The following is an 11,224-nucleotide window of genomic DNA, read 5'->3' as shown; positions in this document are numbered from 1 at the left end:
GAATTGCACTGGAAAGTGGCCCAATGACTCCGTTTTAGGTGGCCCTATATCCTCCGTTTTGACTGGCCCAGTATCCCCGTAATAGACAAACTGACTCCACCAGGCCTTTTTGAAATGATGCGAATTGGGGGTTTAGGAGGAAAGAAAATCGCCATACTTTGAGAAGAGTAAAGGGCCATTTATTCAGAACAGGCAATTTACTTGAATACAAAAATATCTCGTACGGCCGCCAGCCGAGGGATAGTTATTTCTTTAACTTCGCCATTGGAGGAAAATGTTGATATTTTAAAGGAGTCAGCTTTCCAAAGCTCAAATAACCATTCTTTTTTTATCCCCGGTGAATAATAAGAAAAAAGTTTTCTAATCCGATACTTGTTAGGTGAGATGTTAGTAACTGGCAAAGAGAATTAAAGCCCTCTGAATTTTTTTTTTAAGGAATGATTACTTTCATATTCGACAAGTAATTCATTTTCCAGTTTAAGTGTAGGCGCTTTGATTCTTGTTTCGGTTATTGAAGAGTATTTTTTTAAATATGGCAGATCCTCTGCCTTAACCTTTTCATCATAAAATCGTTTAAAATAGTCGAAGATAGTAGTCCCATTATGCGCTTTTAAGAACGCGTCAAGGGCACTATCAATTAGTTTTATCGATCTGAACTCATTTCGTTTAAACGGATTACCCAACGGCTTCTTCTACTGACTACTACTTCAATTTGAATGGATGGATCGGTTGAAAGATATGAAAGTATTAATTTGAAATCTTCATAAGTTTCAGGCTTCCTTGCATTGATAGCTGTAAGGCCTTTCCGTTCGGTCCGTGTTTCAAAAATAAATGGTGTTCCTTTCGATATTTTAACTGTGAATTAAATTCCGAGTAATGCTAGACTAATAGCGTCCGGAAGTTTTCGTAAATGGTAGCACGAATTTTTTCTGGTACAGCTCCCTTTTGATCCGAAAGCGATTTAATTGTAGATTCCAGACTTTGTAATCTTGTTTGAACACCAGTCCCAAAGGTAAAAGGAGCATCTGTTTCCGTCAGGATCCTGCTGACCGGTAAAATCTCAAGAAGTTTTCTGCTCTTTTCGTTTTGCATCATTTTATGGTTAATCGAGAAATAGAACCCATATCCAACCGCCTTAGTCGCTTCAGCAATAGAGCCTGAATACCAATGCAAAATAACCTTGTTGTTTGTTCCGTCCAAGTACTCTTTTAAGAGATCGATAGTTTCCTTTTCAGCTCCACGAGAATGTACTGTAATTACTTTGTCGTTGCTTTTCGACAAGACGGAAAGTATTGCTTTAAAAACCTTCAATTGGTCCGAATATGTCGACAGATATGCCTTTGATCCATCTAGTCCTATTTCACCAATGTACCTTGTTTGGTCGAGAAAGCCTTTAAACTTGGCAAGGTCATCTTTGTACTGTCCGACCAACTGGGGATGAAAACCGAGTGCAACACGAATATTGGTGCACGGACTGAACAGGTCAACATTGGCTTTAAAGAAGAAGGAGGCGTTTGTAACCGTGATAGTCTTTATACCCAACGAGTCCTCATCGGCTACCCTTTCTTTGATGCCCTTAAAGAGATCGAGGTGACAATGCGTATCAACGAGTGCGATCATGTAAGTTGAATTTGACTGATAAACCGGTCAACTTCACGCAATGCCCTTGAATATACGTCAATATACGGATCGATGTTTGTTCCAAGCGGCCCGGTTGACCGGATCGCAGCTTTAATATAATCTGGATTCTGCTGAACCTTTGCAATCAAGTATTTAAATGCTAAAACATCCGTGCCATCAGCCTTACTAACTTGCAGTGGCCCTCCGGTTATAGGCGTTCTGTAGATTGAACAGTCCTGCGCACCAGCAGCAAGATAAGCAGATTGTCGAATAATACAAGGTACGCAATAACCACAATGCCCATTCCCTTGACGGAAGTATCTGCCACTGGGATGGCTGCATGACATCGTATTGGTCTGCTCGACTAACTGCATGTTGGCGCATTCCTGAAGCATTTCACCCTTTGTTTTGAATTGGTATGGATTGACGATAGCGACTCCGATGCCCATGTTTTGCGACAGTTCGCGCATCATCTCCAGGTAGTGCGGGTGTGTTGTCCGCGTGCTGTGGGAACCAATTCTCAACGGCGTCAGTGGAATGTTCAGACTGATCATACCGTTTTCAGGCACCACCAGGCGGGTTTGGGCACCGAGGCTGGATGCGGTGATCATGCCAAGGGACAGAAAAAGGAACGACCTTCCACGTTCGGTGTGATCGCCGTCTTCGAAAAATATCTTCTTGGGGATCCGGATAAAGGAATAGATACGCGCCAGCTTGCGGTGAGGGTACTGGTTGTTGATGGCATCGAACGCGGTTTGCTGGAACGGCGTCACGTCGCTGCTTTTTGAATGACCCACAAGCAATGGACGAACCCGGTCTCGTAAAAGGTCGATTGCCCCAATGAAACTATCCATCCCTCCGGAGAACAGGCAGACCGTGTCTGTCTGGTATGGCATCTGATAGCGCTGCAGCCTTCCTATAGGGGAGATTCTCGGCTGATCGGCGGCTCGGGCGCGAAAATGTAGCGTCCAAATATCTCCAGAGAGAAACCGAAATATTCTACCTAATAGTTCGGTCTGGGTCTGCCAAAAGGCGGGGTCACTAACAGGAATATACAGTTCAATTATGCGGGTCCAGGAATCCTGCCCGTATTTCTCACGATTAATCCTGGTGTCCTCGGCATACGTCATGCAGGCAATAATCAGCAGATCCATTGCCCGTTCCGTTGGCGTGAGCTTCAACTGCCGCAGACCCTTCAGGAATGCCTTCAGGCTAACATCTTGTCTGTCACCATTGCGCATGAAGTCGATATGGCCGATCCTGGCGTATTGGTCCTGCGCCAGCTGGACACCCGGATCACTTGTTCCGAGCCGGCCTATTAATGCAAATTTTCCCATCATTAGTCGTTTTCTCCTGCCATAGCATCAAAGGCAGTACGGTATATGTTTTCTATGTTTCTGTTGAGCAGCTGCATATCACCCCGCTGTGTCGCAATTATTTCCGGCATGATGTTAACTCGCACCATACCGCTGATGATCTGGTAGATATCTTCCTCCATCCGTATGAGGTCCTCGATATCCGGACTTGACTTGGTGAATTTCTCACCGAGATCATTTATCACGCGCTGTGCGATTGTCTCTTCGATGAAGATAGCAATCATCACCTCGATTTGCTCATTGGTTAGATTGTCCAGGTCAATGTCCTCCTGAGCCGTTATGCGAACAATGGTTTCGGTATATGCCTGCTTTACTATGCTATCGTCCTGGGTATCCTCAAAGGCTTGCCCGGTATTTGCAAAGATAATTTCACTTATTGCCGATAGTACGTCCGTGACCGGGCGGTTGTTATATTCGCTCAGTTCAAACCTGGCGAGTGCTGCTTCTTTCCCAGCAGCTCTGATATCCCGGAGCACCGACGCGAATCTCGCAACCCTATGAGTTGCCGGCGCCATCCTTCTAGCCATCCGGGTGGTGCCGCCTGCGGCTCTGCGGCTGTATGATCGCAAGGCTGATCTGAGCGCATCGATATCCTCGCCCTTGCTGCGAATATACCGGTTGAAATATGTCTTTGGCTCCTTGTATCTGCTCGGCTTTTTAGGAGGAACTACCGGCGCCTGCCCCGGCGAATTCGGCACTGGCAGTTGTGGAGCCTCGTTTTCCTGGTCATTGCCTTCGTCATAGTCCACCTCTCCGGGATCGCCATTGTCATTCGGTAAATTTTCGGGAGGCTGCTGCTCCTGCGGAGGCAGATCGTCGGTAGTAATCCAATCGGGGATTAGCGGGTTGCCGCCACGAGGCCCGCCATTTGATGCTGATGTACCCATACTATACTATCTGGAAGAACGTGATTTTTGTGCAATTTTCTGTTGCGCCATTCTCTGCAATGTCCTGTTTGCTGTCTGGTTTGCCCAGCCTTCAAGGAGCCGCTGATACTTGGCCTTAGCAGCTTCTGTCTTGAGACCGTCAAATTCGGAAGTACACCAGGCTCCCATCTTCGAAGGTGAAATCGACTCTACACGATTAAGCAGCCGTTCCTCGAGGCTTATGTCGGCAGCGATTATACGAAGTAGTCCCTTGATAGGGGCCGGGTTTGTGCGGAAATCCTCAATTGACCGGCTATCGGCGATCAGCCTGTCAAAAATCTGGGTGATTTCAGCGGGCTGCAACTGCCCCAAAGCTTTCTCGGCGGCCTTAAGGGCAATGTCAGATCCACTTTTCAACTTCTCATAAATCTGCACTGCCGGATCCGACAACTGATCCTCGCCGGCGAAGCTGATCGCTTTTTCCCTGGAGATAAAGATGTACGGTCGAAGGTCAAACGCACCTATTTTGGGTTCTGCGCCTGCCCAACTTTGCTGCTCAATCGGCGCATCGGATACTTGCTCGTCATCCACAGCAGTTGACGAGCCTTTCGCCTCAGCATCGTTTATTGTTTTGGAATGACCCTGGTTATCTTGTGAGACCTCGGCTACCACAGTCTCGTATAAGGCCGGATGGAATCGCTCCAGCAGCATCAGCTTAGCCAGCCTGCTGAGTTGTATTTCAGTATCCAGCCCATAAATTCGTGCAATACGTAGGCGGAGGAATAAAGTATTAAGGAATCTTTTAATGTTGCGTGGGTTGCCGCGCAGGTTTGCCGCCAGCGTAGGGGTTATCTGGTCAGCGACGGTGATGGCTGTCTCAATGTCTTTATCCGAGGCACCAAGTGCCTCTTTTATAATCTCATAGCTTAACACTAGGTTGTCGTAGGGACGTTTTTTCTTTTTTTCGTAGGATTCCAGGATGATCGCCATTTTACTCCCATCACTTTTTAGGTAGAACTGTACCATTAACAGTTTAATATAATTGCCGGTCTGCAAGCTGGTGAGCGCCGGCATTCGGACGGGAATCTGTACGAGCTTTTCCAGGTAATTGCGGGTATATTCCCGGTATTCGAGCGGCAGGTTCGGAAAATGTTCGCGCACAGCATATTCAATCATTCGCTCGTCGGCGGAAATGACAAAGGAGGTTCCCTCCACGAACAGGAATAGGCGGATGGCCTCAAGGATTTCAATAACGGTTTTGGGTAGGCACCTGTCAAGGTCATCTATCATGATGATAACATGATCGACTTTCGATTCTTTCACGAGATCAGCGAAGTCCTTGCGGAAGGCGTGTATCTGCTTGGTTACCGAGTCCTCGTCCTCTACCTCTTTGGTCCAGGATTCATCCTCTCCAGATGCAGTAGCCTCCTTGGCCTTTTCGAACACGGTTCTGATTAATCCGCCGGCGGGTATCCCTGTCAGTGCCGTAAGGGCGGCTCCAGCGGATACCTTCGCCACTTTTAGCCAATTCACCCGTTTTATTATCTTTTTTGCTAGATCCTTGCCCTTGGCCGTCAGGGTCTTCAGGTCGGTAATTTGGGTAACGACCGTTTCCATCAGGGCAGTCTTGGCGTCCTCATATCCTTGAAAGAGCCACCCATTGAACATGATGCAATGGTGCTTATAGATTCCTGCATTGGCGGTAGCCTTCGCCTTGTCCTGCAGTATGGAAAGGATCGACGATTTGCCGACTCCCCAATCACCATATATGCCTATTGTAAGCGGTCTGAGATTCTGGTCTTCGATGATATCGAGAATGGTTAGTGCAATCTTGTCGTGACCTAAAAGGTCTATGTCTGTTTCCTTATCATTCCACATAGGTTTGAGATTATTTAATATCTACTACGGGGGTAATTCCCAAATATACTTCAAGGTATCCAATAATAAAGTGTCCATGTGGGATGAGTTCTTGGCCACCGATAAGTAATGTCGAAGCCCGGCAGCGGTTACAAACGTGCGTCGAACATGAGACAAGATGATCGCGCATACTGTAATTGATTTGTGTTTTATTTACGCATATTGCGAAGTACTATTTAAGCGAAAGGTATTTGAAAGGATCGCCTCCCCAGCTATGGAAGGAGGGAATGCCTTTTATACGACAGCTGAGGCTACCTGAAAGAGGGAGCGATAATAGAATAACGGCCACCGGCATGAAGTGCGCATTTTTGACAGGTACGGTTTTTAGAGAATTTTTTTTGTTTCATTTTCTTGCCTTTATCTTACGCAAGAAATTGTGTAATTGTTGTACTGCGCTAATCTTTCCTTCTTTCCGGTGCTAATGACTACATGATAATAGCGTAGGTTGAAGCCCTGTACATTTGAATCTGGTGCTGAGGTAGTTCAGTTGTTGGAGACGATTAACTGTGCAAAAGTAATGGGAACAAAAGAAAAGCAATAAGAGATAAGATTGACAACTCTGTAACTGAAGTAACCGTCTGCTAATTGGTCTACTAAATCAAAAAATTGAAACCGTAATTATTTATGATTGATATTGATTTTTCCAAATTGGGGCCACCAGCCCCATACACTTTGACAACACCTGTAGAAATGGATTCAAAGAAAACGTTTGAATATGTAATGGACAGTCGTTTCATAAAAGGGGAAGTACGGATATCAGATAAGGTTCCTAATACGGATGGAATTATTGAAATCACTAATGAAGAGCAAATTCCAATCGGCAAATTGGAAATACAGCTAAAAACACTTGACAAGTCAAATTTGGATTCTCCAAAATATCAGTGTGAAAAATCGTTTATTGCTTATTGCAGGGATAGTATTCTAGCGGTAATACTTGTTGTCGCAGACAATCAAAACAATTGCGTTTACTGGAGACATATTGATGAAGAGGCGATTGACGATGCAAGAAGCAGATTAAAAGGAGAAACTGTTAGTATTACAATCCCAATTGAAAACAAAATTACAAGAGGAACAACGGATTATGTATCAAAATGGATACAGATTGTACAATCCGTTAAAAGGAAATTAACTGATCCTGAAACGAAACAAAGAAGCGCAATTATTGACTTTAATGAAAAGTTTACAATATTAAGAAATTTTATAATTGATATAAACTGTGGACATATTGATGAGAATGATAATGCGGCAATAGATAACTACATAAAAAAGTTTGAAATATACAAGAACGATTGTTCGTCTTCTGAGGCAAATTTTAAACTTTTAGTTGAGGATGTCCAGTTAGTCTCATCAGCCGAAGTACTATTTGTAACAGCATTACTTACATGGCAAATAAAAAATATATATCTTTTTGAGAGAAGGTCAAAAAATATTGAATTAGAAATTTTTACACAAAATTTTCGGAAGGACATGGATCTTATGATAAAGTTTTTTGATATTAAAAAAGAAATGGCTACATCGATTAAACAGTTCAATGATAGTCTATCGATGGCAACTGATATCCTTGAACAGAAATTTATTGAATTTCAGATGGCATGTAAGAAAACTTTTTACAATCCGAATGAAACTAAGCAGCCAATAAAGGCGCTGGCGCCAGGCAATATGACTACAGAGGTATTCCTAAAATGTACTTGAAAGTGAAAGATATTTCCCTTCCTCAGCAAGGGCCAAAAACGCACGGATTCCTTAAATGTCGCATCTCCTCCGGCTGAGACTCATAAAAGAAATAAGTCCGGATTCAATGGACCTGGGATTCGTCACCCCTACAGATCTAGGTCCTGAAAATAGTACAATGGTACCTATATGCCTTGCGTTGATTAATCTGGTCACCAGCAAGTAATGGTTTTTACTTTATATTAAACAACAATCAAACATATATCGGTGATGTTACTACCACCACCACATACCTGGGTCGGCGGTATATGAAACGAAATCGGATCAAAAAACCGAGCTGGTAAGCCTGACTTTTACCGATAAGTTGCAGTTAAAAGGGCATGGGGAAGGCCGCGCACGTTTTTATTTCTGTCAGCCATCAAAGTGCTGCTCATTTTGAATACGACTATTTTTGTATAAGACCACTTAGGAAAGGTGCGGGTAGTGCTAACCAATGATTTGCAACAAGATACATACCCCGCAGATGCGCTGGAAGGAGCTAATCATATAAAGCGTGTTTTTCACGTTTTTTATTTCAGGATATTACTTTTAATTGCTACATTTTTAACCCCACACCCATGTCGCACCAACTCGATTTCATCACTCCTTCACATATGGCTTTAGCCCTTGAAAAACTCAAAAACGGAGAAGTTCCAAAAGATCATCAGTGGAGCGAATATTGGATAAACCATCAGGGAAGACATTTCCAGTTTAAATACTGCGTCGAGCTGGCTGCCCGTGAAACCAGACAAGAATTTAAGACAACAGATTTTACGTCCAACACCAGCTCAAGAGGTTTTATTGCCTCTCTTGGTTTTCACATCCTCTACAAGTCCGCAAATGCCAACGTCCAGTCGCCGCGTTATTGGGTGGCAGGTAGTCAGTTTGGAACCTATGGTGCGCATATAGATGTGATCCATGAATTTTTGAAGGGTCGTTACTGGCAAACCGATCACGACCTTACCCAGGGTGAAGGAACAAAACTCCTGGAAATCCTTCAAGAGGTGAAGCTAAATGACAGACTGTGTATTCGGTACTTCGACAAAAAACAAAGCCGAGTAGAAATAGCCGCCATCGGAACGGTGACAGATCTGTCCGCTATCGCATCTGGAAAACTGGGAATTCAGTGGGACTATAACCCGCCAAAATACAAAGGCGCTAAGCCATCTGGATCAGGATCTGGCAACTGGTGGAAAACGATCTTCGAGCTAAAAAAACGGGAAGACATCGCTATGATATTTGGAGAGCAAATGGGCGAATGGCGACTGGCCAGACTGGCTTACAACGACACGGGATGGGTTGAACCCTCTGGGAAAACTGGAAAAAGTACCGATCCAAGTACACACGAAGCGCAATTCGGCTTTGGGTATGAAGAATGGCTTTTCGATTTGGGTAAGATCATTGCCGGCTATCACTACGGCTTCCTTGAGCCCGTGCGCGGGCAGCCATCGTATGTCAATAATGAATACAATGTATGGCTATATACGGTTCATGCACAAACAGGGAGGCGGTTTTGGGCAGGTACCATACATAATGTTACCGTTATAGACCAAGAAGAAGCGGAAGGCGTATATCAGGAGTATGCCCGCAACCACTGGCTTACGGAAATGGAGCAGCAGGTAATTGCCAGCGGCGCTAATGAAGATGGATTTTCAAATTGGGTGGGTGTGAATATGTTCAATATAAAGTTTCGCCCGGAAAATATTACGCTGAACGATCCGTATATCGAAATACCGGTCGATCATCCGGTGCATAAGATTAAACGATATACGTTCGCCCACCCAATGGATAATATGCAGCTTATCCATAGGTCGAAGCAAGGTCCTGTTTCAACAGACGGGCAGGAGGAGGACGAAGTAGATGGTGAGGTGTTCTCTACTACTTATACTCGGCCTCCAAAGATCATAGAGATCAGACACCTCCATGAAAAAATTAGCAAGGCATTGAAGAAATTATTGCGGTCACAATATGGCAAAGACAAAGTCGTCACAGACTGTAATGCAGGTTATGGCTACCATGAAATTGATCTTCGGATAGAGCATGCTGCTGATGTATTCACATTTGTGGAAATCAAGACCTATAATAATGTAAAAAGTTCCATCCGTGAGGCAATCGGTCAGTTATTGGAGTATTGTCACTATCCCGATCAGATCCGTGCCAGCAAATTAATCATCGTGTCGCACCTACCTCCGGATGCAGCTATCGAAGGGTATATGAAGCATTTGCGGACTTGTACAAACCTGCGAATATATTACCAGCACTTCGATCTTGATAAAGGCATATTGTCCAAAGAATACTAAATAAAAGTAGCCATTGGCAGCATCATGCAGGCACCGTTGTTAGTATACATTCACAGTGTCGATCCAAGAAATAATGTTACTACTTTTTGATAAGCATGGTGTCTTTTACAAAGGCGACGGCAGTAAGATCAATTTGCTTTTGCAGCCGGTACTGTACAATAGTATCCGTTTTTTTAATGGCATTCAAATAGTACATTGCTGAAGGTAAATTAAATTTTGAGATGATGCCAAGTTCGTCAGAGATAAAACTGGCAATGGCTTTAGCGGGGTCGTTGCTTAAAGCAAACGTATTGTTGTTGTACAGGTGACACTGTAACATAATCTGTGTAAACATAGAAAATCGGAGTTCGTAATATCTCCGATTTTTTATTTTTAAACTTTACACAGACATTGAAAGTAGAGGATTTCTTATCAGACGACTTTTTGAAGCAATTTAAGGACGGTCAGCAACTCAATGACTTTCTGGGGCAGATACAGAAAAGAGCCATTGAAAAGATGCTGGAAGGTGAGCTGGACGCGCACTTAGGTTATGAAAAGAATGAACAAAGTGACAGTAAAAATGCCCGCAATGGGTACGGCAAGAAGAAAATCAAGACAAGTTACGGGGAAGCAGAGATTAAGGTCCCTCGTGACCGGGATGCGAGCTTCAACCCGATGATTGTTCCTAAGCGTGAAAGCATGGTAGAAGGGATAGAAGAAGTGATCGTGTCGCTGTATGCCAAAGGGATGAGTGTAAGTGACATTGAAGAGCAGATCAAAGATGTGTACAAATTTGAAATATCCACGGCCACTATTAGCCGGATCACTCCCCGGGTCGCCGAAGACATTGTAGCGTGGCAGAATCGCCCGCTGGAGCCAGTTTATCTGATCGTGTGGATGGATGGCATAGTGTTTAAAGTGCGTGAGAACAGCAAAGTGGTTAACAAAACGATATACATAGCTGTAGGGCTGCGCAAAGATGGTTATAAAGAGGTATTAGGGATGTGGTTGGGAAAGAACGAATCGGCCGCTTATTGGATGTCGGTATTGACCGATATGAAGGCCCGTGGGGTCGAGGATATTTTGATCACCGCCACCGACAACCTCAATGGCTTCACCCAAACTATCCGGACCGTATTCCCGCAGTCTTCGACCCAGATCTGCGTTGTTCATCAAATCCGTAATAGCTGCCGTTATGTGGTCTGGAAAGACAAAAAAGAGTTTACCTTGGATATGAAGGAAATTTATGCAGCACCTACCCGCCAGGCTGCACAGGCTGCTCTGGAGAGCTTTTCGAATAAATGGGCCAGTAAATACGGTTATGCGATTAAAAGCTGGAAGGACAATTGGGAGGAGCTGACAGTATTTGAAATAGTTCCGATATGATCTGACAGTTTGGGATTAACTTTAAAGTAACTACACAATTAAGTAATCCCAAAAGCTGTCAAATCATGAA

Annotated in this window: 8 protein-coding genes; 3 read left to right on the top strand and 5 right to left on the bottom strand. The window is 44.1% G+C overall.

The genetic code is table 11. The features are described from left to right. Window positions 1–879: 879 nt before the first annotated feature. The 4 genes from qatD to qatA are packed head-to-tail and all read right to left on the bottom strand — an operon-like array spanning window position 880 to window position 5,740. Window positions 880–1,620 carry a Qat anti-phage system TatD family nuclease QatD gene (gene qatD, locus JUB15_RS28130; protein ID WP_207516092.1) on the bottom strand — a complete coding sequence of 247 codons (741 nt, stop codon included), beginning with the start codon at window positions 1,618–1,620 and terminating at the stop codon, window positions 880–882. Next, the gene (gene qatC / locus JUB15_RS28125) at window positions 1,617–2,957 is read right to left on the bottom strand and encodes a Qat anti-phage system QueC-like protein QatC (protein ID WP_207516091.1); all 1,341 of its coding nucleotides are present in this window, start codon (window positions 2,955–2,957) and stop codon (window positions 1,617–1,619) included. The genes qatD and qatC overlap by 4 nt, the downstream gene beginning before the upstream one ends. A 2-nt stretch (window positions 2,958–2,959) precedes the next feature. Further along, window positions 2,960–3,883: a Qat anti-phage system associated protein QatB gene (qatB, locus tag JUB15_RS28120; protein ID WP_207516090.1), complete on the bottom strand. Its 924-nt coding sequence runs from the start codon at window positions 3,881–3,883 to the stop codon at window positions 2,960–2,962. 6 nt (window positions 3,884–3,889) lie between these two features. Beyond that, window positions 3,890–5,740 (bottom strand): Qat anti-phage system ATPase QatA, encoded by a 1,851-nt coding sequence (gene qatA, locus JUB15_RS28115; RefSeq protein ID WP_207516089.1) that lies wholly within the window; start codon window positions 5,738–5,740, stop codon window positions 3,890–3,892. A 663-nt stretch (window positions 5,741–6,403) separates the two neighbouring features. Here qatA and JUB15_RS28110 point away from each other — a divergent pair. Together JUB15_RS28110 and JUB15_RS28105 are read left to right on the top strand one after the other, a co-directional pair. Then, window positions 6,404–7,471: a DUF4365 domain-containing protein gene (locus tag JUB15_RS28110; protein WP_207516088.1), complete on the top strand. Its 1,068-nt coding sequence runs from the start codon at window positions 6,404–6,406 to the stop codon at window positions 7,469–7,471. A gap of 596 nt (window positions 7,472–8,067) precedes the next feature. After that, window positions 8,068–9,789: a hypothetical protein gene (locus JUB15_RS28105; protein ID WP_207516087.1), complete on the top strand. Its 1,722-nt coding sequence runs from the start codon at window positions 8,068–8,070 to the stop codon at window positions 9,787–9,789. Window positions 9,790–9,868: 79 nt separating this feature from the next. Here the strand turns inward: JUB15_RS28105 and JUB15_RS28100 are convergent, their stop codons facing one another. Further along, window positions 9,869–10,123 (bottom strand): hypothetical protein, encoded by a 255-nt coding sequence (locus tag JUB15_RS28100; RefSeq protein ID WP_207516086.1) that lies wholly within the window; start codon window positions 10,121–10,123, stop codon window positions 9,869–9,871. Window positions 10,124–10,179: 56 nt separating this feature from the next. Here JUB15_RS28100 and JUB15_RS28095 point away from each other — a divergent pair, with 56 nt between their 5' ends. Beyond that, window positions 10,180–11,154: an IS256 family transposase gene (locus tag JUB15_RS28095; RefSeq protein WP_207516085.1), complete on the top strand. Its 975-nt coding sequence runs from the start codon at window positions 10,180–10,182 to the stop codon at window positions 11,152–11,154. The last annotated feature ends 70 nt before the right edge of the window (window positions 11,155–11,224 follow it).

The organism is Longitalea luteola (genome assembly GCF_017356035.1).
GTDB classification, from domain to species: Bacteria; Bacteroidota; Bacteroidia; order Chitinophagales; family Chitinophagaceae; genus Niastella; species Niastella luteola.
Note: the sequence above shows the minus strand (reverse complement) of the source record. Positions and strands in the feature narration are given on the sequence as shown.

Bases quoted from the DNA above. Each gene is read 5' to 3' on its own strand.
- qatD (WP_207516092.1), bottom strand. From the start codon at position 1,620: ATGATCGCACTCGTTGATACGCATTGTCACCTCGATCTCTTTAAGGGC.
- qatC (WP_207516091.1), bottom strand. From the start codon at position 2,957: ATGGGAAAATTTGCATTAATAGGCCGGCTCGGAACAAGTGATCCGGGT.
- qatB (WP_207516090.1), bottom strand. From the start codon at position 3,883: ATGGGTACATCAGCATCAAATGGCGGGCCTCGTGGCGGCAACCCGCTA.
- qatA (WP_207516089.1), bottom strand. From the start codon at position 5,740: ATGTGGAATGATAAGGAAACAGACATAGACCTTTTAGGTCACGACAAG.
- JUB15_RS28110 (WP_207516088.1), top strand. From the start codon at position 6,404: ATGATTGATATTGATTTTTCCAAATTGGGGCCACCAGCCCCATACACT.
- JUB15_RS28105 (WP_207516087.1), top strand. From the start codon at position 8,068: ATGTCGCACCAACTCGATTTCATCACTCCTTCACATATGGCTTTAGCC.
- JUB15_RS28100 (WP_207516086.1), bottom strand. From the start codon at position 10,123: ATGTTTACACAGATTATGTTACAGTGTCACCTGTACAACAACAATACG.